Source organism: Streptomyces sp. NPDC059092 (genome assembly GCF_042756365.1).
GTDB lineage: Bacteria > Actinomycetota > Actinomycetes > Streptomycetales > Streptomycetaceae > Streptomyces.
In genome coordinates, this window is the sequence record NZ_JBHZEJ010000014.1 from 107229 (window position 1) to 133007 (window position 25779).

The following is a 25779-nucleotide window of genomic DNA, read 5'->3' on the forward strand; positions in this document are numbered from 1 at the left end:
GGGACGGGGCGGGCGGCGGGTGCCGGTGCTGAGGGGGTGCGGTCAGCCGGTGCGGTGGACGAGCTGGGTGCCCAGTTCGTACCGCGCGCCGACGATGGCCAGCTTGCCTTCGGCCACCTTGGCCGCGAGGTCGGGCTCCGCGGCGAGGCGGGTGCGGACCATCTCCACGTTCGCGGTCACGGTGGAGTCGACGCGGGCGGTGCCGTGCTGGGTGTGGTCGATCGCGGGCCGGATCTGGTCGGCCAGGTACTGGATGTGGGCCGGGAGTTCGGCGCCCGTCTCCTCCGCCTCGACCGCCGCGGCGACGGCGCCGCAGGACTGGTGTCCGAGGACCAGGACCAGCGGGATGCCCAGTTCGAGCACGCCGTAGCTGATGCTGCCGAGAATCGCCTCGTCCAGCACCTCGCCGGCCGAGCGGACGGTCATCAGATCGCCGAGCCCCTGGTCGAAGACGAGCTCGGGCGGGACCCGGGAGTCGATGCATCCGAGGATGAGGGCGAAGGGGTGCTGGCCCGTGACGAGGGTTCTGCGTATGGCCTCCGTCTCGTCCGGGTGCCGCTGCCGGAAGGTCCGCCAGCGCCGGTTCCCCTCGGTGAGTTCGGCCAGTGCCTCGTCGGCGGTGGTGGGCCGCGGGCGGGTGGGCCGGGCGGACGGTGCGGCGGCGCCGGCGGGAGCGGTCAGTGCCACGGCGGTGGTGGCGGCCGTGCCCGCGAGGGCCGCGCGGAGCAGGGTGCGGCGCGGTGTGCCGGTGGTGGCGGACGGTCTCTGTGCGCGCTTGGTCAATATCACCGCCGGAGACTAACGGTGACATCCTTGGCCATTGCTTTTCACGGGCGAAGAGTTGACGCATTCTTGAATCAAGAGCCCGGCGTACGCAGGGGGTTGGGCCTACGGACCTTCTGTGTTCACCGCTCGGTCGGGTGGCCGCGGAGCGCTTGCGCGGCGGGCTGTGGTTGCATGGTCCGGGTGAATCGACAGACTATGCCAGCGGCCGATGACATTCCGATGTGCGATGTCCGGCGACGCGACGTGGGTGATCTCGACGATTGCGTGAGTGTGCTCGCGGAGGTGCACAAGGCCGACGCCTATCCGGTGAACTGGCCTGCGGAGCCCGCCGATTGGCTGGCGCCAACCGAGCAGCTCGCGGCCTGGGTGGCCGAACTCGACGGACGGATCGTCGGCCACCTCGCACTCTCCCCGCCGGTCGAGGGCGACGCGGCTCCCACGCTCTGGGGTGAGCGCACGGGCGCGGCCCTCGATGAAGTCGCCGTGGTGACCCGCCTGTTCGTCTCCCCGGACGCGCGTGGCCACGGCATCGGAGCCCTTCTGATGTCCCAGGCCTTACGGGAGGCCAGAACGCGAGGCCTGCACCTCGTCCTGGATGTCGTGGCCGCCGACACGGGCTCGGTGGCGTTCTACGAGCACCTGGGCTGGACCCTGTTGGACATCGCCGAGCAGCGCTGGAGCCAGGAGCAGACGGTCACGGTCCACTGCTACGCGGCCCCGGTCAGGCCCACGGGACAGGCCTCCCGTCATCCCTGATCCGCGCCCGCGGACGCGGGCCGTCCGGCCACGGGAGGCCGCGTCGTCCGGCACCGTACGCGCCGGTACGGTCTGCTCCGCCCGCGCGCCCTCGGAGCGAAACCGCGTCCGTGCTCCGGGGGCGCCGTTCCCTGCGAGCGGTGGGCCCCACCCGTCGGGGCCGGGCTACTCCCCGTCCTTCAGACGGCGCGTGGAGCTGCGGACCACCAGTTCGGGCTGGAGCACGACCGAGCGGTGCGTGTGATGCTGCGCGTCCGGCCCCGTCTCGTCCATCAGCATCTCCGCGGCCGTCCGCCCCATCGCGTCCGCGGGCTGCCGTACGGATGTCAGCGGGACGACCGCCGCGGCGGCGAACTCGATGTCGTCGTAGCCGACGATCGACACATCACCGGGCACGTCCACCCCGGCCCCGTACATCGCCTGGAGGACCCCCAGCGCCAGCAGGTCGTTGGCGCAGAACACGGCCGTCGGACGCTCGGCGAGACCGAGCAGCCGCGCCCCCGCGTCGATGCCCGAGGCGACGTCCAGCCGCGCCGACTCCACATGGCGCAGCGCCTCTTCCGGCAGCCCGGCCTCGCGCAGGGCCGCCAGCGCGCCCGTACGGCGGTCCCGGCACTGGGGGAGCGACATCGGGCCGCTGATGTACGTCACGGATCGGTGCCCGGCGGCCAGCAGATGCCCCACGGCGAGCGCGCCGCCCGCCACGTCGTCCACCGAGACGGAACAGCCCTCGGAGGCGGGCACGGCACGGTCGACATGGACGAACGGAATGTCCCGGCGCGCGAACTCCCGTACGTTGTGGCCCGTGGCGTCGGCCGGAGTGAGCAGCACCCCGCGCACCCGCTGCTCCGTGAAGAGCGACAGGTACTCCGCCTCCTCGGCCGGACTGCCCGCGCTGTTGCAGAGCATCACACCGAGTCCGGTCTCGCGGGCCGCGCGCTCGGCGCCCTTGGCCACGGCCACGAAGAACGGATTCGCCATGTCGAGCACGAGGATCGCCAGGATGCGGCTGGTGCCCACCCGGAGCTGGCGGGCCGTCTCGCTGCGGACGAATCCGAGCTGGTCTATGACGGCACGCACCCGTACCCGGGTCGGTTCGGACACCTTTTCGGGACGGTTGAGCACGTTCGAAACGGTGCCGACCGAGACACCGGCCAGCCGGGCCACGTCCTTGATGCCGACCGTCTGCGCCACGCGTCCTGCCCGTTCTGTCACATCTCGCTGGTACCCCTGACCGGGTGGACCATCATATCGGGGGATACGCACCTGGACACGTGCCGTGTACACCCGAATCGCCCGGCACCCGCTCGGGGTACGGTCGGCGCGGTCCGTACGTCAGCGTCGCGTCCCCGCCCCCGCGTCCGCGATCAGCGCCGCGGCCCGGTCCCACGCCGCCCGGCCGGCCCGGTCGGCGGCCGGTTCGTACCGGCACGGCTCCAGCGTGGCGCGCACCAGCGCGCGCAGATCGGCGAGACCGCCGTCGACAGCTCCCGCCGCGCGCGCCTGAACCAGTACGTTGCCGAGGGCCGCGGCCTCCGCGGGGCCCGCGACGACGGGCAGGCCACAGGCGTCCGCGGTGAGTTGGCACAGCAGCGCGTTGTGCGCGCCGCCGCCCACGATGTGCACCGTGTCCACGGAGCGGCCGGACAGCCGCTGCGCGTCCTCGATGGCGCGCCGGTGCGCCAGCGCCAGCGAGTCCAGGACGCACCGGGCCGTCTCGGCGGGCCCCTCGGGCGCCCGTGCGCCGATGTTCCGGCAGGCGTCCGCGATACGGCGCGGCATCTCCCCGGGAGCCAGGAACGCCGGGTCGTCCGCGTCGACGAACGACCGCAGCCCCGGCACGTCGGCGGCCTCGGCCAGCAGCCGGTCCAGTGACTGCGGGGCGGACTCGGCCTCCCAGGCGCGCAGGCACTCCTGGAGCAGCCAGAGCCCCATGATGTTGCGCAGATAGCGGACGGTGCCGTCCACGCCCAGCTCGTTGGTGAAGTTGGCCCGCCTGCTCTCCTCCGTCAGTACGGGGGCGTCCAGCTCCAGACCGGCCAGCGACCAGGTGCCGGTGGCGACATAGGCGAACCGGTCGCCGGACGCGGGCACGGCGGCGACGGCCGAGGCCGTGTCGTGCGAGCCGACGGCCGTCACCGGCACCGGACCGCGCAGCCCCGTCTCGGCCAGCACGTCGGGGAGCAGCGACCCGGCCGGCGAGCCCGGCGTCCGCAGCGCGGGGAAGAGGGAGAGGTCGATCCCGAGCGGTTCGGCGACGGACCGGGCCCAGTCACGCGTCCGCGGGTCGACGAGCTGCGTGGTGGAGGCGTTGGTCAGCTCCGTGCCGGCCTCGCCGGTGAGCCAGTACGCGATGAGGTCGGGGATCAGCAGCAGCCGGTCCGCGGCGGCGAGCGCCGCACTGCCCCGCGCGGCGGTGAGCTGGTACAGGGTGTTGAACGGCAGGTACTGCAGGCCCGTCGCCCCGTACAGCGCTGCGGGCGGCAGCACCGCGGCGACCTTCTCGGCCTCGCCGTCGGTACGGGTGTCGCGGTAGTGCACGGGGTTGCCGAGCAGTGCTCCGGACGCGTCGAGCAGCCCGTAGTCGACGGCCCAGGTGTCGATGCCGACACTCGCGGGGGCCCGCCCGGCCGCCGTGCCCGCGGCCCTCAGACCGTCCAGCACCCCGCCGTACAGGGACAGGATGTCCCAGTGCAGGGTGCCGGAGGTCCGCACCGGACGGTTGGGGAACCGGTGGACCTCCTCAAGACGCAGGGTGCCGGCGCCCCGGCCGGAGACATGGCCGACCATGACGCGGCCACTGGACGCGCCGAGGTCGACGGCGGCGAAGGGAAGCGGTTCGGTGGGTGACACGGCGGACCTCGGGGATGACGCGGCCGGCCCCGGCGGACGCCGGAGAACAGCGGACGGAAGAAGAGGCGAAGGGAAGGAAGAGCGAGGGGAATGGAGAGGCGGACGGACGGGACGGCGGTGCTCGGCGGGGGAGCCGGAGGCCGACGCCCGGTACCGGGGGCCAGGACCCGCGCTCGCTCCGGAGAGCCGGGGAGGCCCGCGCCCGGCAGCGGGGAACCGGCGGCGGGGAACGAACAGCGGGGAACCAACGGCCGACGACGGCGACGGCGACGGGGAGCGCGGGCCAGGGGCTGCCGTCAGGGACAGCCCCGGCCCGCGCGGCCTCAGCGCAGGAACGCCGCCGCGACGCCCGCGTCCACCGGGACGTGCAGGCCGGTGGTGTGGCTCAGCTCGCCGCCCGTCAGGACGAAGACCGCCGCCGCGACATGCTCCGGCAGCACCTCGCGCTTGAGGATGGTCCGCTGCGCGTAGAACTCCCCCAGCTTCTCCTCCTCCACGCCGTACACCGCCGCGCGCTCCGCGCCCCAGCCGCCCGCGAAGATCCCGGAGCCCCGGACCACCCCGTCGGGGTTGACGCCGTTGACCCGGATCCCGGCCCCGCCCAGTTCGGCGGCGAGCAGCCGTACCTGATGGGCCTGGTCGGCCTTGGTCGCCGAGTACGCGATGTTGTTCGGGCCCGCGAACACCGCGTTCTTCGACGCGATGTAGACGATGTCCCCGCCGAACCCCTGGTCGGTCATGACCCGGGCCGCCTCCCGCGAGACGAGGAACGAGCCGCGGGCCATGATGTCGTGCTGGAGGTCCCAGTCCCTGGCCGTCGTCTCCAGCAGCGGCTTGGAGATCGAGATGCCGGCGTTGTTGACGACCAGGTCCACCCCGCCGAAGGCGAGCGCCGCAGCGTCGAACGCCGCTCGGATCTGCTCCTCGTCCGTCACGTCGACGGTCACCGCGACGGCCCGGTCCGTGCCGCCCAGCTCCTCGGCGACGCTCGCCGCGCCCTCGGCGTTGAGGTCCGCGACCACGACACACGCGCCCTCGGCGGCCAGCCGGTGCGCGACGGCCCGGCCGATCCCCGAGCCCGCGCCCGTCACCAGCGCGACCCGGGTGGCCAGCGCCTTCTGGGCCGGCATCCGGCGCAGCTTGGCCTCTTCCAGCTCCCAGTACTCGATGCGGAACTTCTCGGACTCCTCGATGGGCGCGTACGTGGAGACGGCCTCGGCGCCGCGCATTACGTTGACGGCGTTCACATAGAACTCTCCGGCGACCCGGGCGGTCTGCTTGTCCTTGCCGAACGAGAACATCCCGACGCCGGGCACCAGTACGATCGCCGGGTCGGCGCCGCGCATCGCCGGCGAGTCCGGCGTGGCGTGCCGCTCGTAGTACGCCCGGTACTCCGCCCGGTACGCGGTGTGCAGCGCGGCCAGCCGCTCCCGCATCTCCTCCAGCGGCGCCCCGGCGGGCAGGTCCAGGACCAGCGGCCGGACCTTGGTGCGCAGGAAGTGGTCCGGGCAGGAGGTGCCCAGCGCCGCCAGCCGCGGATGTTCCTCGCGCGCCAGGAAGTCGAGGACCGGCTCCGCGTCCGTGTAGTGGCCGACCTGGGGCCGGTCCGTGGAGGCGAGCCCCCGGATCAGCGGGGCGAGCGCGGCGGCCTTCTTCCGCCGCTCGGCCTCGGGCAGCGGCGCGTACCCCTCCAGCACGGGACCGAAGGGCTCGGGCGCGCCACGCTCCGTCAGGAACGCCTCGGCCGTCCGGATGATGTGCAGCGAGTTGCGCTCGCACTCCTCCGAGGTGGCCCCCCACGCGGTGATGCCGTGCCCGCCCAGCACACAGCCGATCGCCGCCGGGTTGGCCTCCTTGACCGCGGCGATGTCCAGACCGAGCTGGAAGCCGGGACGCCGCCAGGGCACCCAGACCACGGTGTCGCCGAAGCACTCCGCCGTCAGCTTCTCGCCGTCGGCCGCGCACGCCAGCGCGATCCCCGAATCGGGGTGGAGATGGTCCACATGGGAGGCATCGACCAGCCCGTGCATCGCCGTGTCGATGGACGGCGCCGCCCCGCCCTTGCCGTGCAGGCAGTAGTCGAACGCGGCGACCATCTCGTCCTCGCGCTCCACCCCCGGGTACACCCCGGCCAGCGCGCGCAGCCGGTCCACCCGCAGCGCGGCGAGACCACCGGCGGTGAGGGTGCCCAGATCGCCGCCCGACCCCTTGACCCACATCAGCTCGACGTCGTCGCCGGTGACGGGGTCGGTGGCGGATCCCTTGGCGGAGGTGTTGCCACCGGCGTAGTTGGTGTTGCGAGGATCGGCGCCGAGCCGGTGCGAACGCTCCAGCAGTTCGGCTGCCGCCGGATGGATGGGAGGCTGGTCGGTCATCATGTCCCTCTGTGACGGGCGGCCTTCGGGGGCGGAAGGCGCGGACGGGCGGTGGTACGGGGGGTACGGGACGGACGGACGGCCGGGCAGGGTGTACGGCGCCGCTCGGCCGGCAAGCCTCAGGCGCCCCAGCCCGCCTGGGTCCCGCCGATCCGTTCGGCGACGATCTTCTCGCCGTAGCCGGAGGCGTGGTACGCGGCGACGGGGTCGGCGTCCGCGCCCAGTTCGGCGCGCGCCTCGGCCACCAGCGGGCGCACGTCCGTGTTGTAGGCGTCCATGATCACCGCGTTGGCCGCCAGCACGTCGCCCGAGCGCTGGGCGGCGTCCAGCGCCTCCGCGTCCACCAGCAGCGCCTTGGCCGTGGCCTCCTGGACGTTCATCACCGAGCGGATGATCGCGGGGATCTTCTCCTCGATGTTGTGGCACTGGTCGAGCATGAACGCGGTGTCCGCCGTGTACCCGCCGCCCCTGATCACCTCGTACATGATCCGGAAGAGCTGGAAGGGATCGGCGGCCCCGGCCATCAGGTCGTCGTCCGCGTAGAAGCGGGAGTTGAAGTCGAACCCGCCGAGCTTCTTCTCCCGCAGCAGCAGCGCCACGATGAACTCGATGTTGGTGCCCGGAGCGTGGTGCCCGGTGTCCACGACGACCTGGGCCTTCTCGCCCAGCTTGAGGCAGTGCGCGTACGCCGTGCCCCAGTCCGGTACGTCCGTGGCGTAGAAGGCGGGCTCGAACAGCTTGTACTCCAGCAGCATCCGCTGGCCTTCGCCGAGCCGCTCGTACACCGCGGACAGCGCCTCGGCGAGCCGGCCCTGCCGCGCGGAGATGTCGTCCTGGCCTGGGTAGTTGATGCCGTCGGAGAACCACAGCTTCAGATCGCGCGACCCGGTGGCGTCCATGACGTCCACGCACTCCAGCAGATGCCCCAGCGCCTTGCGGCGCACGGCGGCGTCCGGATGGGTGACCGAGCCGAGCTTGTAGTCGTCGTCCTGGAACACGTTCGAGTTGATCGCCCCGATACGCAGTCCCAGCTCGCGCGCGTGCGAGGCGAGCGCGCCGTAGTCGTCCACGCGGTCCCAGGGGATGTGCAGCGCCACCGACGGCGCGACCCCCGTGTGCGCGTGCACCCGCGCGGCGTCCGCCAGCTTCTCCTGCGGTGTGCGCGGCACGCCCTGCTGCGCGAAGACCTTGAACCGTGTACCGGAGTTCCCGAACGCCCACGACGGCGTCTCGACTGCCTGCGACTTCAGCGCCGCCTTCACAGCGGACACGGCGGATCGACCCGTCATCTCTCAGCGCTCCCGTGGTGCGGACTCGCCAGGCGAGTCAGTGTCACGATCCTTTATGAATCGTTTCATCGCGTGAAGTTAGGGGAGTCCCTCACCCGTGTCAACCCTCCGCGCGTCACCTTTGAACACCTTGAACCACGCCCCCGTCGGCCGCACCCGAAAATGTCGGGCACAGCCCATTGACGTCGCAGACCTACGCCGTTTAGCTTCCGTGCAACCTCATTGAAACCTTTCAGGGCGGGTGGCACAACGCGTCCCCCTCGCTGAGGAGCCCCTATGAACGAGCCCGCCACGGACCCCGGTTCGGATCCCGCACCGGACGCGGCACCGGCCCCCGCCCCTGTCCCCGTCCTGGCCCTGAGGGACGTGAGCAAGTCCTTCGGCGCCGTACGCGCCCTGCGGGACGTCTCCCTGCGACTGCTGCCCGGCGAGGCGCACGCCCTCGCCGGCGAGAACGGCGCGGGCAAGTCCACGCTGATCAAAACACTGGCGGGGGTGTACAGGCCGGACGCCGGAGACGTACTCCTCGACGGTGAGCCCGTCGTCTTCCACGGCCCCGCGGACGCCAGGGACGCGGGCATCGCCGTCATCTACCAGGAGCCCACGCTCTTCCCCGACCTGTCGATCGCCGAGAACATCTTCATGGGCCGTCAGCCGCGCCGGGCCCTCGGCCGGATCGACCACCGGGCCGTACGGGAGACCACCGCGGCGCTGATGAAGCGGCTCGGCGTGGAGCTCGACCCCGACCGGCCCGCCCGCGGGCTCTCCATCGCCGACCAGCAGATCGTGGAGATCGCCAAGGCGCTCTCCTTCGACGCCCGCGTCCTGATCATGGACGAGCCCACCGCGGCGCTCACCGGGAGCGAGACCGCCCGGCTCTTCTCCGTCGTGCGGACCCTGCGCGCCGAGGGCGCCGCCGTCCTGTTCATCTCCCACCGCCTGGAGGAGATCTTCGCCCTGTGCCAGCGCGTCACGACCCTGCGCGACGGCCGCTGGATCTCCTCGCAGCCGCTGGCCGGGCTCACCGAGGACGACCTCGTCCGCTCCATGGTCGGCCGCGAACTGGGCGAGCTCTACCCCAAACAGCGCGCGGTCGTCGGCGAGATCGCGCTGTCGGTACGGAGACTGACCAGGGAGGGCGTCTTCCGGGACATCTCCTTCGACGTACGGCGGGGCGAGATCGTCGCCCTGGCCGGGCTGGTGGGCGCGGGCCGCAGCGAGGTGGCACAGGCCGTCTTCGGTGTCGACCGGGCCGACGCGGGCGAGGTCCAGGTGGGCGGGCGGACCCTGCCCGCCGGGTCACCGACCGCCGCCATGGCCGCCGGGCTCGCCCTGGTCCCCGAGGACCGCCGGCTGCGCGGCCTGGTGATGGACATGTCCATCGAGCGGAACATCGGCCTCACCGGGCTCGGCCGGCTCGGCAGGGGCGGCATGGTCCGCCGGGTCCTGGAGCGCGGCCGGGCCGCCGACTGGGCCGTACGCCTCCAGCTCAAGTACAACCGCCTCGCCGACCCCGTCGGCGTGCTCTCCGGCGGCAACCAGCAGAAGGTCGTCCTCGCCAAATGGCTGGCGACCGAACCCTCCGTGCTCATCGTCGACGAACCCACCCGGGGCATCGACGTCGGCACGAAGGCGGAGGTGCACCGGCTGCTCTCCACGCTGGCGGCGGACGGACTCGCCGTCCTGATGATCTCCTCCGACCTGCCCGAGGTGCTGGGCATGGCCGACCGGGTGCTCGTCATGCACGAGGGACGGCTCACCGCGGAGATACCGCGGGCCGAGGCCGACGAGGAGACGGTGATGGCGGCGGCGACCGGTCTGGGCGAGAGGGCGGCGGCATGACCACCCTGACGGACCGGCCCACCACGGACACCAAGAACGACACCTCGGCGCGCTCCCTCGTCGACACCGTCTTCCGGGCCAGGGAGATCAGCATCGCCGGAGCGCTGGCGCTGCTCATCCTCGGCACCTGGATCTCCAACCCGCGCTTCCTCGACGACCAGGGCGTCAAGGACCTCCTCCTCAACGCCTCCATCCTGGTCCTGCTCGCCGTCGGCCAGTCCGTGGTCGTCGTGACCCGCAACATCGACCTGTCGGTCGGCTCGGTCGTGGGGCTCTCCGCCTTCGCCTGCGGCAAGTTCGTCGCCGGCACCGACCACGGCGTCCTCACCGTCCTGCTGCTGGGCATCGCCCTCGGCGTGGCCTGCGGACTGGTCAGCGGAGCCCTCGTCAGCTTCGGACGGGTCCCCGCGCTCGTGGTCACCCTGGGCATGCTCTACATCATCCAGGGACTCGACTACTGGTGGGCACAGGGCGACCAGATCAGCGCGAACGACGTCCCCGACCCGATCCTGGGCCTCGGCAGCGGCAGTGTCCTCGGCATCCCCTACCTCCCGCTCATCGCCCTCGCCCTGCTCGCCGCCACCGCGTACTACCTGCGCGGCTACCGGTCGGGACGCGAGCTGTACGCGATCGGCTCCAACCCCGAGGCCGCCCGGCTCGCCGGGGTCCCGATCCGCCGCCGGATCCTCGGCGCGTACGCCTTCTCCGGCGCCGTCGCCGGGTTCGCGGGCGCCCTGTGGCTCGCCCGCTTCGGCACCGTCGTCGCGGACAACGCCCACGGCTGGGAACTCACCGTCGTCAGCGCCGTCGTCGTCGGCGGCGTCGCCATCACCGGCGGCACCGGCACGGTCTGGGGCGCCGCGCTCGGCGCGCTGCTCCTCACCACCATCGGCAGCGCGCTGATCGTCCTGAAGGTCGACGCGTTCTGGCAGGGCGCCATCACCGGCGCGCTGCTCCTCGCGGCCATCAGCGTCGACCGGATCGTCTCCCTGCGCATGACCGCAGCACTGAGGAAGAGGAGCGCCCGACATGGGAATGGCGCCTGACACACAGGCAGCGCCGCGGCCCCCGGTGAGGACGCCCGAGCAGCGCCCCACGACGGCGGGGGAGCGCGTACGGGCCGTGGGGCTGCGCTGGGACACGGCGGTCGGCGCCCTGCTGGTCGCGGTGTTCGTCGTCGGCCTCGGCACCACCGAGGGGTTCGCCTCCGGCGAGAACCTGGCCTTCGCCCTCAACGACATCGCCGAGGTCGCCCTCATCGCCCTGCCCATGACCCTGCTGGTGGTGGCCGGACAGGTCGATCTCTCCGTCGCCTCCATGCTCGGCCTCGGCAGCGCGCTGACCGGCGCCCTGTGGAACGCGGGCTGGGCCTTCGAGACGATCGTCCCCGTCGTGCTGGTCGTCGGCGTCGCCGGAGGTCTCCTCAACGGCTGGCTCGTCACCCGGGTGGGGCTGCCCTCGCTCGCCGTCACCATCGGCACGCTCGCCCTCTACCGGGGCCTCGCCTCGGTCGCGCTGGGCAGCGACGCCGTCACCGACTTCCCGTCGGCCTACGCGGACTGGGCCGTGGACACCACCACCGTCCCCGGTACCTTCCTCACCTACCCCGTGCTCCTCTTCCTCGTGCTGGCCGTGGTCACCGCGGTGGTGCTGCACGCCACCGCCTTCGGCCGGTCGCTCTTCGCGATCGGAGCCCAGGAGGAGGCCGCCTACTTCGCCGGCATCCGGGTCAAGCGCTTCAAGCTGATCCTCTTCGTGCTCACCGGGGTGGTCTCCGCCTTCGCCGGTGTGGTCTTCACCCTGCGGTACGGCAGCGCCCGCGCCGACAACGGTCTCGGCTTCGAGATGCTCGTCATCGCCTCCGTCCTGCTGGGCGGCGTCGACTTCGACGGCGGCAAGGGCACGCTCTTCGGCGCGGTCGCCGGCGTGCTGCTCATCGGCGTCCTGAAGAACCTGCTCACGCTGAACGACGTACCCAACGAGGTCCAGGTCATCGTGACCGGGCTGCTGCTCGTCGCCTCCGTACTCACCCCCCGGGTCATCGCCGCCGCCGTCGAACGAAGGCATCGGCGCACCGCCGCGCCCGAGTCCTGAGCCCCGCCGCGAACCTTCCGCCCCACGAACCCCTGAGCCCGCCGAGTCTCCCGAAAGGTCCCGCCCGCCATGCTGATCCGTACCGCTGCCCGACGCCGCGCAGCAGCCACCGCCGTCACCGCCTGTGCCCTCGCCGTCGCGCTGACGGCCTGCTCCGGCACCACCAAGGACAGCGCGGAGAAGGACACCGCCACCGCGGCCTCCGGCGCCAAGGCCGACCCGGACGCGCCCCTGAAGAAGGGCCTCAAGCTCGCGTTCCTCCCCAAGCAGATCAACAACCCCTACGAGAAGATCGTCGACGAGGCGGGGATCGCGGCGGCGGGGGAGTACGGCGCCACCGGCAAGGAGGTCGGCCCCTCCGACGCCAACGCCTCCTCCCAGGTCTCGTACATCAACACCCTCATCCAGCAGCGCCAGGACGCCATCCTGATCGCGGCCAACGACCCGAACGCCGTGTGCGGCCCGCTCAAGCAGGCCATGAAGAAGGACATCAAGGTCGTCGCGTACGACTCCGACACCGCCAAGGACTGCCGCCAGCTCTTCATCAACCAGGCCAGCTCCGAGGAGATCGGCCGCAGCCTCGTCCAGCACCTGGGCGAGCAGATCGGCCACCAGGGCAAGATCGCGATTCTCTCGGCCACCCAGAACGCCACGAACCAGAACACCTGGATCGAGTTCATGAAGGACGAGCTGAAGCTGCCCAAGTACAAGAACATGCAGCTCGTGAAGGTCGCGTACGGGGACGACGCCGACCAGAAGTCCTTCCAGCAGACCCAGGGGCTCCTCTCGGCCTACCCCGACCTCAAGGGCATCATCTCGCCCACCACCGTCGGGATAGCCGCCGCCGCCCGCTACCTCAGCGACTCCTCGTACAAGGGCAAGGTCGTCCTCAACGGGCTGGGCACACCCAACCAGATGCGCAAGTACGTCAAGGACGGCACCGTCGAGCAGTTCTCCCTGTGGAACCCGGAGGAGCTGGGCTACCTGGGCTCGTACGCCGCGGCCTCCCTCGCCTCCGGCCGGATCACCGGCGCCGAGGGCGAGAAGTTCAAGGCGGGCAAGCTCGGCGAGTACACGATCGGCAAGGACGGCGAGGTCATCCTCGGGGAGCCGACCGTCTTCGACAAGTCGAACATCGACAAGTTCGACTTCTGAGCGGGGCGGTGACTTCCGTGCGGCGCGTCTGCTTCCTGCTGAAGGTCCGCCAGGACCGTATCGCCGAGTACCGCGAACGGCACGCCTCCGTCTGGCCGGACATGCTCCAGGCCCTGGCGGAGTGCGGCTGGCACAACTACTCGCTCTTCCTGCGCGACGACGGCCTGCTCGTCGGCTATCTGGAGACCGAGGACTTCGCGGCGGCCCAGGCCGCCATGGCCGCCACCGACGTCAACACCCGGTGGCAGAACGAGATGGCCGAATTCTTCGAGGCGCTGGACGGTGCCAAGCCGGACGAGGCCATGCGACCGCTCACCGAGGTCTTCCACCTCGCCTGAGCCGCGCCGGGCACGACGCCGGGCACCACGCCCGGCGCCCCGCCCCCGCTCCCGGCGCCCCGCCCGGCCCACGACCCGCAGGACGAAGGAGAGATCCGCGCATGAGGCCCCTGACCGCCGTACTGCCCGCCCTCGCACTCCTCGCCACCGCCGCACTCCCCGGGGCGCCCACCGCGGCGGACCCCGCACCGGCGGTCACCCGGGTCGCCGACACCCAGCTCGACGGCCAGGCCGTCTACTTCGTCTCGTACGACGGCCTGGTCAACAACAACTCCTTCCAGAAGAACGGCCTGCTGACCTACCGGGGTCACCAGTACGCCGCCTGGTACACCGCCGACCGCACCGCCGTCGTCGGCCGCCGCGCCCTGGGCGCCACCTCATGGCAGACGGTACGGCTGCCGCACCGGCTCACCGTCGACGACTCCCACAACGTCATCTCCATGGGCCTCTCGCGCGTCGACGGCCGGCTGCACCTGAACATGGACTCGCACAGCAACGGCTTCTTCTACGTCAAGTCGGCCGCCGGGCTCCTGGACGATCCCGCCGGACACGCCTGGAACAGCGGCCAGTTCGGCGCCGTACAGACCACCCTCGACGGTGTCGCGCTCACCTCCCGGTTCACCTATCCGCAGTTCGTCGCCACCCCCGAGGGCCGCCTCCAGCTCAGCTACCGCGTCGGTGTCTCCGGCAACGGCCGCAACGCGCTGGCCGAGTACGACGGCTCGAAGTGGACCGCACTCGGCGAATGGGCCGGGTCCACCGGTACGTACACCAGCGAGCACGGCTCCAGCACCGCCCGCAACATGTACCTCCACGGCATCGACTACGGCGCGGACGGCCGGCTGCACGCCTTCTTCACCTGGCGCGAGCAGAACAGCGCCGTCATGTGCGCCGGCGGCGGCATCACCAACCACGACACCGGCTACGTCTACAGCCCCGACCGCGGCCGTACCTGGCGCACCGCGGCGGGTGCGGTGGCCGGCACCACCGGGGGCTCCGACCAGGTGACCGTCGGGGACGCGGGTACGGTGGTGGACCCGATCAACCCCGACCACTCGCTGATGAACCAGGAGAGCCAGGCCACCGACTCCGCCGGCCTGCCGCACGCGGTCATCAGCTACGTCCCCGGCCGCTTCGGCCAGTGCACCACCGACTACGTGGCCGACCGCACCGCCAACGGCCGCGCCTTCCACCTCTTCAAGAACGCGGCGGGCACCTGGAAGAAGACCGAGATACCGGTCGCGCTCGGTTCCAGCCAGCGCACCCATCTCGTCCTCGACCGGTACGACAACGCCTACGCCGTCCTGCCGTACGGGAGGATCGTCGCCGCGTCCGAGGCGTCCGGGTACACCGACTGGAAGACCCTGTTCGACGGCGCGGGGCTGAACGCCTTCGGTGAGGTCGTCGTCGACGACACGCGCATTGCCCAGGACGGTGTCCTGTCGTTCATGTACCAGCAGAAGTCGAGCGGCACCACCCCGTCCGCCCTGCGCGTCGTCGACTTCCGGCTGCCGTCCTGACACGCCGTCCCGTCCTGAGAGGTACAGAGGAGCCGCCATGACCGCACGTACCCCCGCCCGCACGCCCGCCGTGGCCCGCAAGCCGAGGATCGGACTGGTCGCCGGAGGCCTGGGCGCCTACTGGCCCCAGTTCCCCGATCTCCTCCCGCAGCTCCGGAGGTCGGCGGCGCGCGTCACCGAACGCATGAGGGAGTTCGACGCCGAGGTCGTCGACGTCGGCTTCATCTCCGACGCCCAGGAAGGCGCCGAGGCCGCCGAGAAGCTGCGCGCCGCCGACTGCGATCTGATCGTGGGCTTCCTCACCACCTACATGACGGCCACGATGCTCGTCCCCGTCGCGCAGCGCAGCGGCGCGCCCGTCCTGCTGATCAACCTCCAGCCCTCCCCGGCCATGGACCACGCCTCCTTCGACACCGGCCGGTGGCTGGCCTACTGCGGCGCCTGCCCGCTGCCCGAGATGGCCAACGCCTTCGAGCGCGTCGGCGTGCCCTTCCGCTCGGTGTCCGGCCATCTGGAGGACGAGCGCGCCTGGCAGCGCATCGGCCGCTGGATCCGCGCCGCCGGGGTCCGCTCCGTGCTGCGCGGCGGCCGGCACGGGCTGATGGGCCATCTCTACCCGGGGATGTACGACGTGTCGACGGACCTCACCATGGTGCCGGGACAGCTCGGCGGCCATGTCGAGGTCGTCGAACTCGACGACCTGCGGGTCCGGGTCGAACAGGTCGGCGACGGCGAGATCGCCGCGAAGCTGGACGAGGCCCGGGAGGTCTTCGAACTCGCCGACTCCGTGGTCGAGGAGGACCTGCGCTGGGCGGCCAAGGTCTCCGTCGGCCTCGACCGGCTCGTCGCCGACTTCGACCTGGACTCCCTCGCGTACTACCACCGCGGCCTGGACGCCGAGATCCACGAGCGGCTCGGCGCCGGCCTGATCCTCGGCTCCTCGCTGCTGACCGCGCGCGGGATCCCGGCCTGCGGTGAGTACGAGCTGCGTACGTCGCTGGCCATGCTGGTCACGGACCGGCTCGGCGCGGGCGGCTCCTTCACCGAACTGCAGGCCCTCGACTTCGACGCCGGTGTGGTCGAGATGGGCCACGACGGCCCCGGACACCTCGCCATCAGCGCGCGCCGGCCCCTGCTGCGCGGACTCGGCGTCTACCACGGCAAGCGCGGCTGGGGCGTCTCCGTCGAGTTCGACGTACGGCACGGCCCCGTCACCCTGGTCGGAATCGGCCAGACCCGTGACGGCCGCTACCGGCTGATCGCCGCCGAGGGCGAGGTGGTCGAAGGACCGCACCTGGAGATCGGCAACACCACCTCCCGCGTCGACTTCGGCTGCGACCCGGGCGAGTGGACGGACGCGTGGAGCGCCAGCGGCGTCGGCCATCACTGGGCCCTGGCCACCGGCCGGCTCCTGCCGGAACTGCGCGCGCTCTCCGGTCTGTCCGGCCTGGAGCTCGTGGAAGTCTCCGTCTGATGCGTCGTCCGGTGGGGATCAAGGACGTGGCCGGCGCGGCCGGTGTCTCGGTGGGCACCGTCTCGAATGTGATCAACCGCCCCGAGTCCGTCACCGAGGAGACCCGCCGGCGCGTCCTGTCCGCCATCGAACGGCTCGGCTACGTACGCAGCGAGTCCGCGCGCCAACTGCGCGCGGGCCGCAGCCGTATTCTGGCCATGCTCGTCCTCGACATGGCCAACCCCTTCTTCGTGGACGTGGCCTCCGGAGCGGAGCGCTCCGCGCGCGCCGCGGGGCTCGGCGTGATGCTCTGCAACAGCGCGGAGTCCCCGGCCGAGGAGGCCACGTATCTGACACTCTTCTCCGAGCAGCAGGTACGGGGTGTCCTCGTCACCCCGGCCGACCTGAGCGGCCGCAACCTCGACGCGTTCCGCCGTCACCGCATCCCGTTCGTCTGCGTCGACCGTGTCGTGCCCAGCGCGGACGGCTGCTCGGTCTCCGTGGACGACGTCAGCGGTGGCGCGCTGGCCGTCCGGCATCTGCTGCGCGGCGGCTGTCGCGACATCGTGTACGTCAGCGGCCCGATGCATCTCGCCCAGTGCCGCAACCGCCGCGAGGGGGCGCTGCTGGCCTTCGCGGAGGCGGGGCTGCCGCCCGGCGCGCTGCGGCACGTGGAGGCCGCGCGCCTCGACGTCACCGAGGGCCGGGACGCCGGGGCGCGGCTGCTGGGTATGGACCCCCGCCCCGACGCGGTGTTCTGCGCCAACGACCTGCTCGCGCTCGGTGTGCTCCAGACCCTCTACCACGCGGGCGTCCGGGTGCCCGAGGACATCGCGCTCGTCGGGTACGACGACATCGAGTTCGCCTCGGCCGCCGCCGTACCGCTGACCTCGGTGCGCCAGCCCGCCGTCCAGCTCGGCTCCACCGCGGCCGATCTGCTCATCGAGGAGACCGGGGACGCCGCCGGGGCGCACACGCACCGGCGCATCGTGCTCCAGCCCGAACTGGTGGTCCGTGCCTCCACACTGGCGCGTTCGCGCCACTGACGGCCGGGAAGTGACGTCACGCCACCCGCGACTTGGTCTAGACCTTGACAGGTGCACGCGATTCCGGTTGGTTCTGTCTCACCCCCCATGGCGAGCACCGCACCCGGTTGCTCGCGCGAAGGAGTGAGTCGTTTGAGACAGCGCGCACTTGCATTCCTGACGGCGATGGCAGCGGCCCTCGCCCTCGTGATCTTCCTGCCGGCCTCCCCGGCGTCCGCCGCGGCCTGCGCCTCGGGCTGGACGGCGTCCGCCGTCTACACCGGTGGCGGCACGGCTTCGTACAACGGCCGCAACTGGTCGGCCAAGTGGTGGACGCAGGGCGAGGCCCCCGGCACCAGTGACGTCTGGGCCGACCTCGGCGGCTGCGACGGATCGAGCCCCGGCGGCGGCTCCGGCACGAGCTGCGACTACCCCGCGTGGGCCGCGGGACGGTCGTACGTCACCGGCGACATCGTCCGGTACACCGACGGCAAGCTCTACCGGGCCGAGCACGACAACCCGGGCTACGACCCGGTCATCAGCACCTGGTACTGGGAGCCCTTCACCTGCAACGGTGGACCGACCGACCCGCCGTCGCAGGGCTCGTTCGTGGTCAGTGAGGGCCAGTTCAACCAGATGTTCCCGAGCCGGAACTCCTTCTACACCTACAGCGGACTGACCGCCGCGCTCAGCGCCTACCCCGCGTTCGCGAACACCGGCAGTGACACGGTCAAGCGGCAGGAAGCCGCCGCCTTCCTCGCCAATGTGAGCCACGAGACCGGCGGTCTCGTCCACATCGTCGAGCAGAACACGGCCAACTACCCGCACTACTGCGACGCGAACCAGCCCTACGGCTGCCCCGCCGGGCAGGCCGCCTACTACGGGCGCGGACCGATCCAGTTGAGCTGGAACTTCAACTACAAGGCGGCGGGCGACGCGCTCGGCATCGACCTGCTCCGCAACCCCAACCTGGTGCAGACCGACGCGGCCGTGGCCTGGAAGACGGCCCTCTGGTACTGGAACACCCAGACGGGACCGGGCACGATGACCCCGCACAACGCCATGGTCAACGGCCGTGGCTTCGGTGAGACCATCCGCTCCATCAACGGCAGCATCGAGTGCAACGGGGGCAACCCCGGGCAGGTGCAGAGCCGTATCAACAGCTACCAGAGCTTCACCCAGATCCTGGGGACCACCCCCGGATCCAACCTGAGCTGCTGACGGCCGGACCACAGGTACGCGACCGGGCCGGTGCGGCGGACTTCCCGCCCGCGCCGGCCCCTTCGTACGCGAAGGACCCGTGGCGCCGTTCCCACGTGACGCGGTGAGGGCGTGACGCGGTGACGCCGTACGTACGTGTCGCTCAGCCGGCCCGTCGGCCGGCCGCGGCGGGCCCGTCCGCCACGGCCGCGCCCGGGGGAGCGCTCACCGCCGGCGCGGGAAGCGACCCGGCCGCCGCACCGCCGCGTACCGGCTCCCCGCGCGCCAGCTCGGCGTTGAACTGCGCGCCCGCCAGCAACGAGAGATTGGTGACCCAGAGCCAGACCAGGAAGACGATCACCCCGGCGAGTGAACCGTAGAGCCGGTTGTACGTGCCCGCGTGCGCCGTGTAGACGGCGAACCCCGCGGAGGTCAGCAGCCAGAGCACCACCGCGAGGATCCCGCCGGGCAGCGAGCGCCGCAGCCTGCGCGTCCCGGGCGGACCGGTCCGGAACACCATCAGCACCAGCACCGCCGCGATCGCCAGCAACAGCGGCCACTTCAGCGCTTTCCACACCAGCTGCACCGCCGTGCCCATCCCCAGCATCCGTCCCACCGCCGCGGCGGCCTCGCCGGTCAGCACGAGCGTGATGGCACTGGTCACCAGGAGCGCCAGCAGCGCGCAGGCGGTGAGCGCGATCCGCGGCGCCGTACGCCACGGCGGCCGGTGGTCGACGGCGTCGTGCATGGCGTGCAGCCCCCGGCGGAACACCCCGAGGTAGCTGGAGGACGACCAGAGCGCGCCGACCGTACCGAACGCCGCCAGCAGCCAGGCCGCGGAGCGCTGCCGGGCCATCTCCTCCAGCGAACTGTGCACCAGGGCCCGGGACTGCCCCGGCACGATGGCGGCGACCTGGTTCGCCAGCTTCCCGCTGGCGTCTGGTCCGGCCAGCCCGATGGAGCAGACGGTGACCAGCAGCGCCGGAAAGATCGCCAGAACGGCGTAGTAGGTGAGCGCGGCGGCCCGGTCCGTGGCGTCGTCGTGCCACAGCGCGAGCGGCGTACGCCTCAGCGCGCCGGCCAGTCGTCTGCCCCGGCCGGCGCCCGGCCGCGCGGGATCCGGGCCGTCGCCGGACGGCGACGATCCCCTGTGCCCGGGTTCCTCGGCGGACAACTCTGCCTCCTGCGTGCTCGAACGTGGTGCCCGGCCGGCGACCGGCCGCAGGTCACAGCCTGCCTCATCACTCCAGCGGGCCCCGACCCGGACCGTCGGCGCGGCCCCGGCCACTGATCCTGTACCCCGTTCGCCGCCGCGCGGGGCCATGGAACCGTACCCGCGCGTCGACCCGTACCGGAGTAGCGCACGCGCGGGCGTCGGCCATCACCCCGGTGGCGATACGCTCCACCACCCCGGACGGGTCGGCGCCGGCCGACAGCCGTACGTCGATGGTCGCGAGCAGGCGCCGGGGCCGGCCCGAGAGCCGCACCCGCGCGCGGTCCACTCCCGGCAGCCGCTCCGTCTGCTCCGCCATCGCGCGGGCCAGCGCCCCGGCGCGCAGCCCGATCCCCGGACGCGACAGTGGGAGCACCCCCGGCCGCCGGGTCCACACCTGGGCCAGCAGCCACCACACCAGCGCCGGCAGGGCGAGGGAGAGCGCGGCGATCACCGTCGGTGTCCACCAGCCCTGCTCGCGGGCCGCGCCCAGCAGACCACGGCCCGCGCGTACGGCGGCGGGGTCCGCGGCGGGCAGGCCGCGGGGAAGCCGCTCCCGTACGGCGGTGTTCCCGGTCAGCGCCCAGCCGCCGGCGCAGACCAGCGCGGCGCCCAGAACGGTCAGCAGGGTGCGGTTCGTGACGTTACGCGGCCGGGGCATCGGCGTTCTCCTTCCCGCGCTCGCGCGGTACGGTGCGCGACGGCTCGTCGGCCGCCGCGTCGGCGGCCGGGGGGCCGGCGGGCCCGGAGCCAGGGGCGCGCCAGTGCGCGTCGGGCGAGACCCGCACCCTGACGCGGGGCGGCCTCGCCGGGCCGAGCCGCTCCACCACCTGAGCCACCGCGTGCGCCACGCCCTCCCTGACCTCGTCGAGATCGCCGAAACCGACCGTCGCGCGTACGGCGGTGACCCCGCGTCCCACCCGTACCCGGACCCGGGAGACGCCCGGCACCCCGGCCGCGCCGTGGTGCACCAGCGCTCCGGCCGCCGAGCGGTCCAGCGCCGCCCGGGTCCCGTCGGCCGCGTCCGCCATCGCGAGCCGTCCGCGCAGCCCGGGGGTCAGCCCGGCCAGCAGCAGCCACAGCCCCGCGCCGACCGCCACCGCGCCGCCCACGGTCATCGCCGCGCCACCGGCGGCCTGGCCGGACACCCACTCCGTCAGCCGTGTCCACGCCCCGGCCGCGGAGCCGCCGAGCGCCACCGCGACCCTGTCCGCGAGCAGCAGACCGCAGAGCGCCGCGCCGCCCGCGGCGAGCACCGCCGCCGGCGCCCGCCGCTCCGACCAGGGCCGCCGGGACCGGCGCCGTGTCGCGCCCGAGCCGGTCCCGGCCGCCCCCGCCTCCGTACGGGGGCCGGGCAGGGCCCTTCCCCGCGGCGGGTCGAGCCGGCCGATCCGTACCTCCGTACGGCCGACCTCCGCTCCCGTGAGAGCCGCGGTGCGGGCTGCGGCCTCCTCCTGGAGCCGCGCCCCGGCCGTCTCCACCCGGACCGGATAGGCCAGCGCCACATCGAGCCGCAGCCGCCAGGGCCCGCCTCCCCTCGCCCCGGCCGAGACCCGCAGCACCTCGCCGCCGGGCCCCAGCGCCTGAGCCGCGGCCCGGCCGGCGATCCGCCGGACCACCCGGTCGGCGATACGGGTGGTGCCCCGCTCCGCGGGCTCCGTCACGGCGGTCACCAGCGCTTCCGTCCACCCGGCTGGAACAGTTCCCCGAGCCGGCCCTCGTCGGCGAGCCGGCCCACGACAAAACCGACCGCGCCGAGCGCGGCCACCAGCAGGAAGGCCCCGAACCCGCCGAACCAGCCCGCGAAGCCCAGCGCCATCCCCACGGCCAGCCCCACCACGGCTGTGTTCATCATCCACCTCGTCATCAACAGGCAACAGGCAACAGGCGCTGGCCACAGGCGCCAGGCCACGGACACGGCATCGCGCGACCACGCGTCCTACGCGACGCGTCCCTCGGTGACACCCGTGTCGTTCTCGTCCTCGGGCAGATGCACGTCGTTGATCGTGACGTTGACCTCGACGACCTCCAGGCCAGTGATCCGCTCGACCGCGGCGATCACGTTCTCCCGTACGTCACGGGCCACATCGGTGATGGCGACGCCGTACTCCACGACCAGATCCAGATCGATCGCGGTCTGCCGCTCGCCCACCTCGACCTTCACCCCGCGCCCGACATTGGGGCGACCGCCGGGCACACGGTCGCGCACGGCGCCGATGGTGCGGGAGAGACCGCCGCCCATGTCGTACACACCCGGGATCTCCCGCGCCGCCATGCCGGAGATCTTCACGACCACGACATCCGCGATGGAGGTCCTGCCGCGTGTGGCGGCCGGTTCGTTCGCGCCCACGGCCCCGGCGCCCACGGTGGTCGCCCCCGCCGCGCTGCCGCCCTGCCCGGTCACGGTCCTGTTGGTGGTGACGGGTGCTTCCTGGGTCGCTGCCATCGGACAGCCTCCTGACTTCTCGTCCGGTCGCCCGGCTCCCGGGGACTCTCAACTCGTTGGACTCCCCGCCGGAGAGATCGTCACGCGGATTCCGCGACTTTTCCCTGTTTCGTTCCTCGCGCGTGACGATGAGCCGTGCCGTGTGTCCAACCGGGCGTACGAGGTCGTCGAAAGGAGTCGCTGAGTGCCCGGCAACGGGAATGAGCTGTCGGCGCGCGCGCCGGACCAGGTCCTGGATCAGGGGCGGTCCGACGACGGTCTGCTGGCCGTCCGCGCGGGCGAGGGCGACGAAGAGGCGTTCGAGACGCTGGTGCGCCGGCACAGTCCGGTCATGCTCCAGCTCGCGACACGTCTGCTCGGCAGCCGCACCGAGGCCGAGGACGCCGTTCAGGACGCGTTCGTCAGCGCCTGGCGCAAACTGCCGGAGTTCCGCGGCGAATCGGCCTTCAGAACCTGGATGTACCGGATCGTCACCAACCGGTGCCTCAATCAACTGCGCGCGCGCCGCCCGGCCACCGACCTCGACTCGGTACCGGAACCGGCCGCGCCCGAACACCGGTCCTCGCCCGCGCGCGTGGCCGAATCCCATGCGGCCGCCCGCGCCCTGGCCGTGGCGATGGCGGGCCTCTCTCCCGAACAGCGCGCCTGCTGGGTGCTGCGGGAACTGCACGGAATGAGCTACGAGAACATCGCGGAGACGGTCGGAATCAGCCTTCAGGCGGTCCGCGGCCGGGTCTTCCGAGCACGCCGCTACCTGACGGAGGCGATGAGCGCATGGCGCTGAACGCGCGTCCCGGCCGCCACGGGGAGACAGGAGGGACACTGGACGACGCGGTGACACCCGAGGAGGAACCCCTGCCCTGCGGCCGGGAACTGATCGACGTCTGGGAGGCGTGGGACTCCGGGGAGGCCGCGGCCGACCCGCACCTCGCGCACTGCCCCCACTGCACGGCGGCCCTGGCCGATCTGGCGTCGCTGGACGACACCGTACGCCGGGCCAGGCAGGAGGAGACCGAGGAGGGGACGGCACCGGCCGAGCTGACCGGCCGCATCATGGACATCGTCCGCCTGGAGCTGCGCCCCGGCCGGACGCTGCCGCTGGGCGCCCCCGAGGAGGACGACTGGATCGTGGAGGCCGCGGCGGCCCGCGCCTTCCGCGCCGCCGCCGAGACCCTGCCGGGGGTACGGGCCGGAAGCTGCCGGATCAGGCCGCTGGAGCCGCGCGCCACCGGAAGCGGTACGGGCGGGCCCGCGGCCCGCGGCCCTGTCCAGGTCCGGCTGGAGGTCGCGGCCGGCCTCGGACGGCCTCTGCCGGAGCTGGCGGAGGCGGTCCGCGCACGGGTGGCCGACGCGGCCGGGGACGCCCTCGGGATCGAGGTGGCGCGCATCGACGTCCTGGTCGTCGACCTCATCGACGAGAACCACGCCGACGACGAGCGGGAAGGGGGACACCGATGACCGAGCGGGAGATCCAGGAGGAGCTGGCCCTCGTGGCCGCCGGCGTCGCGCGGCGGGTCCCGGGAGTGGCGTTCCTGCGGCCGGGGTTCGTCGACCTCCTCCGCGCGTCCGCCGCCTCCCGCGCAGGGCGCCCGGCGCGGGAGGGACCGAAGTCCACGGGGGTACGTGTCCGGCGGGAGGGCGAGGGCGACGGCGCGGCGGGGTGGCATCTCGACCTCCAGCTCGTCGCGCGCACGGGGCACCGCGCCGTCGACGTCACCCGCGCAGTGCGGGCGGCCGTGTGCGCCTCGGCCGCCGAGGTACTGCCGGATCCGGGCCACCCGGTACGGGTCACGGTGACCGTCGTCGGCATCGTCTGAACATCCCCCCCGCGCCCCGGGTGGACCGCACGCGCGGAACCGGGCGGTTCACCCGGGACGCGGGGGAGTCCGCGGAAGCCCGGGGAGAACCGTATCGACTCCCTCTCGTTGTCCCGTTCGGGACGACGAGAGGGAGGTTTCATGCCAGACGGGATTCCGGTGACAGCCGGAGGGCCACGGGTACCGCGCGCCCCGCACCGCACCCGGCGCCACTTCCTGCGCGCGCTGTTCACCCTCGGCGTGGTCGCGGGGACCTCGGCGGCGCTCGCCCCCGTCGTCAGGGCGGGCCGGGGAGCGGCGCCGCAGGTACCACCACCGTCGGACGACGGCCGAGCCGCGACCGGAGGGGTCCTGGAGGAGAGGTACCGGGGCCGGCACATCCGGGTGGCCCCCTGGGCGGCCACGGCCGCCACCACGATCGCCACGGGACCGGCCGTCCCCGCCGTGTCCGTGCCCGACATCCGGATCGACGGACGGCCGCTCCAGGTGATGCGCAGGGCCGACGGCAGCTATCTGAGTGTGGTCAACCACTACGAGTCCTTCCCGACCCCGCTCGAAGCGGCCCGCGCGGCGGTCGGCGACCTCGGCGGAGCCCAACTGGCGCTCGCCGGGCCGGTCCACGGGCCGCACCACGGACCGGATCCTCACATCTGACGGCGGGAGCCCCTCACCGGTGCACACCAGGAAGAATCAGCGCGCCCTCACCGGCGCGGAGAAGAAGCGCTTCGTCGGCGCCGTACTCGCACTCAAACGGCGCGGCGAGTACGACGAGTTCGTCCGGGTCCACGCCCGGTACTACGTCTCCGACATGGAGGACGGTGTGCGCGCGGGGCACATGGCCCCTTCGTTCCTGCCCTGGCACCGGTACTTCCTGCTGGAGTTCGAGCGGGCGCTCCAGCGGGTCGACCCCGGCGTGAGCGTTCCTTACTGGGACTGGACGGCCGACCGGACCCCCGCCGCCGCGCTGTGGGGCGAGGACTTCCTCGGCGGCACCGGCCGCTCGGGCGACCAGCAGGTCATGACCGGGCCCTTCGCGTACCGGAACGGCGACTGGACGATTCAGGGCAAGGTGACGGTGGGGAAGTACCTCACCCGCGACCTGGGCCGCCCGTCGGACCCGGTCGCCCTGCCGACCGGGTCCGAGCTGGCCTGGGCGACGAACGAGACGGTGTACGACGCGCCGCCCTGGGACTCGACCGTCACGACCGGCCTCCGCAACCGTCTTGAGGGGTGGATGTCCGACGGCGGCGAGCGCAACCACAACCGCGTCCACCGCTGGGTCGGCGGACACATGCTCGGCGCCGACTCCCCGAACGATCCGGTGTTCTGGCTCCACCACGCCTTCGTCGACCTGCTCTGGGACCGCTGGCAGCGCAAGCACCCCGCGGCGGCCTATCTGCCGAAGACCGTGCTGGGCCCGGGGGATCCGCAGCGGGGCCGCGTACTGAGCCTGGAGGAGCCCATGCCGCCCTGGAACGTCACGCCGTCCTCGATCCTGGACCACCGGAGCCTCTACCGCTACGACGCCTGACCCACGCCGCGACCGGCCCCGCGCCGTACGGCACGGGGCCGGTACGTGCGACGGCCTCCCGCGTGCACACGCGGGAGGCCGTCCTC

The 25779-nt window shown here is 72.6% G+C and carries 25 protein-coding genes; 15 read left to right on the top strand and 10 right to left on the bottom strand.

Annotated elements, in window-relative coordinates; translation table 11 throughout:
- Window positions 1-42 precede the first annotated feature (42 nt).
- Window positions 43-789, bottom strand: coding sequence for a carbonic anhydrase (locus ACFXPL_RS11685; protein WP_384916316.1), 747 nt, complete (start codon window positions 787-789; stop codon window positions 43-45).
- A 261-nt stretch (window positions 790-1050) separates the two neighbouring features.
- Between ACFXPL_RS11685 and ACFXPL_RS11690 the strand changes: the two genes are divergently transcribed.
- On the top strand, window positions 1051-1542 hold the full coding sequence (locus ACFXPL_RS11690; RefSeq protein WP_384916320.1) for a GNAT family N-acetyltransferase: 492 nt from the start codon (window positions 1051-1053) through the stop codon (window positions 1540-1542).
- Between the two features lie 165 nt (window positions 1543-1707).
- Here the strand turns inward: ACFXPL_RS11690 and ACFXPL_RS11695 are convergent, their stop codons facing one another.
- From ACFXPL_RS11695 to rhaI, 4 genes are all read right to left on the bottom strand, one after another.
- The gene (locus ACFXPL_RS11695; protein ID WP_384916323.1) at window positions 1708-2736 is read right to left on the bottom strand and encodes a LacI family DNA-binding transcriptional regulator; all 1029 of its coding nucleotides are present in this window, start codon (window positions 2734-2736) and stop codon (window positions 1708-1710) included.
- A gap of 141 nt (window positions 2737-2877) precedes the next feature.
- Window positions 2878-4395 carry a rhamnulokinase family protein gene (locus ACFXPL_RS11700; RefSeq protein WP_384916326.1) on the bottom strand — a complete coding sequence of 506 codons (1518 nt, stop codon included), beginning with the start codon at window positions 4393-4395 and terminating at the stop codon, window positions 2878-2880.
- 323 nt (window positions 4396-4718) lie between these two features.
- Window positions 4719-6770, bottom strand: a complete 2052-nt coding sequence (locus ACFXPL_RS11705; RefSeq protein WP_384916329.1) for a bifunctional aldolase/short-chain dehydrogenase — start codon at window positions 6768-6770, stop codon at window positions 4719-4721.
- A 119-nt stretch (window positions 6771-6889) separates the two neighbouring features.
- Complete coding sequence (rhaI, locus tag ACFXPL_RS11710; RefSeq protein ID WP_384916332.1) at window positions 6890-8059, bottom strand: L-rhamnose isomerase; 1170 nt, start codon at window positions 8057-8059, stop codon at window positions 6890-6892.
- 276 nt (window positions 8060-8335) lie between these two features.
- Here rhaI and ACFXPL_RS11715 point away from each other — a divergent pair, with 276 nt between their 5' ends.
- From ACFXPL_RS11715 to ACFXPL_RS11755, 9 genes are all read left to right on the top strand, one after another.
- On the top strand, window positions 8336-9901 hold the full coding sequence (locus tag ACFXPL_RS11715) for a sugar ABC transporter ATP-binding protein (RefSeq protein ID WP_384916334.1): 1566 nt from the start codon (window positions 8336-8338) through the stop codon (window positions 9899-9901).
- Complete coding sequence (locus tag ACFXPL_RS11720; RefSeq protein WP_384916337.1) at window positions 9898-10947, top strand: ABC transporter permease; 1050 nt, start codon at window positions 9898-9900, stop codon at window positions 10945-10947. The genes ACFXPL_RS11715 and ACFXPL_RS11720 overlap by 4 nt, the downstream gene beginning before the upstream one ends.
- Complete coding sequence (locus ACFXPL_RS11725) at window positions 10931-11995, top strand: ABC transporter permease (protein ID WP_384916340.1); 1065 nt, start codon at window positions 10931-10933, stop codon at window positions 11993-11995. Before ACFXPL_RS11720 ends, ACFXPL_RS11725 begins: the two co-directional genes overlap by 17 nt.
- A gap of 69 nt (window positions 11996-12064) precedes the next feature.
- Window positions 12065-13150, top strand: a complete 1086-nt coding sequence (gene rhaS / locus ACFXPL_RS11730; RefSeq protein ID WP_384916342.1) for a rhamnose ABC transporter substrate-binding protein — start codon at window positions 12065-12067, stop codon at window positions 13148-13150.
- A 17-nt stretch (window positions 13151-13167) separates the two neighbouring features.
- Window positions 13168-13488, top strand: coding sequence for an L-rhamnose mutarotase (locus tag ACFXPL_RS11735; RefSeq protein ID WP_384916387.1), 321 nt, complete (start codon window positions 13168-13170; stop codon window positions 13486-13488).
- 101 nt (window positions 13489-13589) lie between these two features.
- Window positions 13590-15008 (top strand): BNR repeat-containing protein, encoded by a 1419-nt coding sequence (locus tag ACFXPL_RS11740; RefSeq protein WP_384916344.1) that lies wholly within the window; start codon window positions 13590-13592, stop codon window positions 15006-15008.
- Window positions 15009-15045: 37 nt separating this feature from the next.
- On the top strand, window positions 15046-16482 hold the full coding sequence (locus ACFXPL_RS11745; protein ID WP_384916346.1) for an arabinose isomerase: 1437 nt from the start codon (window positions 15046-15048) through the stop codon (window positions 16480-16482).
- Window positions 16482-17507 carry a LacI family DNA-binding transcriptional regulator gene (locus tag ACFXPL_RS11750; protein ID WP_384916348.1) on the top strand — a complete coding sequence of 342 codons (1026 nt, stop codon included), beginning with the start codon at window positions 16482-16484 and terminating at the stop codon, window positions 17505-17507. The genes ACFXPL_RS11745 and ACFXPL_RS11750 overlap by 1 nt, the downstream gene beginning before the upstream one ends.
- A gap of 132 nt (window positions 17508-17639) precedes the next feature.
- Window positions 17640-18707 carry a glycoside hydrolase family 19 protein gene (locus ACFXPL_RS11755; protein WP_384916350.1) on the top strand — a complete coding sequence of 356 codons (1068 nt, stop codon included), beginning with the start codon at window positions 17640-17642 and terminating at the stop codon, window positions 18705-18707.
- 142 nt (window positions 18708-18849) lie between these two features.
- Here the strand turns inward: ACFXPL_RS11755 and ACFXPL_RS11760 are convergent, their stop codons facing one another.
- The 5 genes from ACFXPL_RS11760 to ACFXPL_RS11780 form a co-directional block, all read right to left on the bottom strand.
- A complete protein-coding gene (locus tag ACFXPL_RS11760) occupies window positions 18850-19860 on the bottom strand; it encodes a YihY/virulence factor BrkB family protein (protein ID WP_384916352.1) in 1011 nt (336 codons plus the stop codon).
- A gap of 67 nt (window positions 19861-19927) precedes the next feature.
- Entirely contained in the window at window positions 19928-20560 is a 633-nt protein-coding gene (locus tag ACFXPL_RS11765; protein ID WP_384916354.1) for a hypothetical protein, read from the bottom strand.
- Window positions 20544-21572 carry a DUF6286 domain-containing Asp23/Gls24 family envelope stress response protein gene (locus ACFXPL_RS11770; RefSeq protein ID WP_384916356.1) on the bottom strand — a complete coding sequence of 343 codons (1029 nt, stop codon included), beginning with the start codon at window positions 21570-21572 and terminating at the stop codon, window positions 20544-20546. Before ACFXPL_RS11770 ends, ACFXPL_RS11765 begins: the two co-directional genes overlap by 17 nt.
- On the bottom strand, window positions 21569-21751 hold the full coding sequence (locus ACFXPL_RS11775) for a hypothetical protein (protein ID WP_384916389.1): 183 nt from the start codon (window positions 21749-21751) through the stop codon (window positions 21569-21571). The genes ACFXPL_RS11770 and ACFXPL_RS11775 overlap by 4 nt, the downstream gene beginning before the upstream one ends.
- Window positions 21752-21838: 87 nt before the next feature.
- On the bottom strand, window positions 21839-22345 hold the full coding sequence (locus ACFXPL_RS11780; RefSeq protein ID WP_384916358.1) for an Asp23/Gls24 family envelope stress response protein: 507 nt from the start codon (window positions 22343-22345) through the stop codon (window positions 21839-21841).
- 184 nt (window positions 22346-22529) lie between these two features.
- On the opposite strand from ACFXPL_RS11780, the gene ACFXPL_RS11785 reads away from it, so the two are divergent.
- The 5 genes from ACFXPL_RS11785 (at window position 22530) to ACFXPL_RS11805 (ending at window position 25693) form a co-directional block, all read left to right on the top strand.
- Entirely contained in the window at window positions 22530-23129 is a 600-nt protein-coding gene (locus tag ACFXPL_RS11785) for an RNA polymerase sigma factor (RefSeq protein WP_384916360.1), read from the top strand.
- Window positions 23120-23803, top strand: a complete 684-nt coding sequence (locus ACFXPL_RS11790; RefSeq protein ID WP_384916363.1) for a hypothetical protein — start codon at window positions 23120-23122, stop codon at window positions 23801-23803. Before ACFXPL_RS11785 ends, ACFXPL_RS11790 begins: the two co-directional genes overlap by 10 nt.
- Window positions 23800-24162: an Asp23/Gls24 family envelope stress response protein gene (locus tag ACFXPL_RS11795; protein ID WP_384916366.1), complete on the top strand. Its 363-nt coding sequence runs from the start codon at window positions 23800-23802 to the stop codon at window positions 24160-24162. The genes ACFXPL_RS11790 and ACFXPL_RS11795 overlap by 4 nt, the downstream gene beginning before the upstream one ends.
- Before the next feature lie 141 nt (window positions 24163-24303).
- The gene (locus tag ACFXPL_RS11800) at window positions 24304-24816 is read left to right on the top strand and encodes a tyrosinase family oxidase copper chaperone (RefSeq protein WP_384916369.1); all 513 of its coding nucleotides are present in this window, start codon (window positions 24304-24306) and stop codon (window positions 24814-24816) included.
- 19 nt (window positions 24817-24835) lie between these two features.
- Window positions 24836-25693, top strand: coding sequence for a tyrosinase family protein (locus tag ACFXPL_RS11805; RefSeq protein ID WP_384916372.1), 858 nt, complete (start codon window positions 24836-24838; stop codon window positions 25691-25693).
- The last annotated feature ends 86 nt before the right edge of the window (window positions 25694-25779 follow it).

Coding starts and splice junctions, on each gene's coding strand:
- ACFXPL_RS11715 (WP_384916334.1), top strand. CDS start 8,336: ATGAACGAGCCCGCCACGGACCCCGGTTCGGATCCCGCACCGGACGCG.
- ACFXPL_RS11720 (WP_384916337.1), top strand. CDS start 9,898: ATGACCACCCTGACGGACCGGCCCACCACGGACACCAAGAACGACACC.
- ACFXPL_RS11750 (WP_384916348.1), top strand. CDS start 16,482: ATGCGTCGTCCGGTGGGGATCAAGGACGTGGCCGGCGCGGCCGGTGTC.
- rhaS (WP_384916342.1), top strand. CDS start 12,065: ATGCTGATCCGTACCGCTGCCCGACGCCGCGCAGCAGCCACCGCCGTC.
- ACFXPL_RS11745 (WP_384916346.1), top strand. CDS start 15,046: ATGACCGCACGTACCCCCGCCCGCACGCCCGCCGTGGCCCGCAAGCCG.
- ACFXPL_RS11800 (WP_384916369.1), top strand. CDS start 24,304: ATGCCAGACGGGATTCCGGTGACAGCCGGAGGGCCACGGGTACCGCGC.
- ACFXPL_RS11780 (WP_384916358.1), bottom strand. CDS start 22,345: ATGGCAGCGACCCAGGAAGCACCCGTCACCACCAACAGGACCGTGACC.
- ACFXPL_RS11790 (WP_384916363.1), top strand. CDS start 23,120: ATGGCGCTGAACGCGCGTCCCGGCCGCCACGGGGAGACAGGAGGGACA.
- ACFXPL_RS11705 (WP_384916329.1), bottom strand. CDS start 6,770: ATGACCGACCAGCCTCCCATCCATCCGGCGGCAGCCGAACTGCTGGAG.
- ACFXPL_RS11765 (WP_384916354.1), bottom strand. CDS start 20,560: ATGCCCCGGCCGCGTAACGTCACGAACCGCACCCTGCTGACCGTTCTG.
- ACFXPL_RS11725 (WP_384916340.1), top strand. CDS start 10,931: ATGGGAATGGCGCCTGACACACAGGCAGCGCCGCGGCCCCCGGTGAGG.
- ACFXPL_RS11775 (WP_384916389.1), bottom strand. CDS start 21,751: ATGAACACAGCCGTGGTGGGGCTGGCCGTGGGGATGGCGCTGGGCTTC.
- ACFXPL_RS11740 (WP_384916344.1), top strand. CDS start 13,590: ATGAGGCCCCTGACCGCCGTACTGCCCGCCCTCGCACTCCTCGCCACC.
- rhaI (WP_384916332.1), bottom strand. CDS start 8,059: ATGACGGGTCGATCCGCCGTGTCCGCTGTGAAGGCGGCGCTGAAGTCG.
- ACFXPL_RS11795 (WP_384916366.1), top strand. CDS start 23,800: ATGACCGAGCGGGAGATCCAGGAGGAGCTGGCCCTCGTGGCCGCCGGC.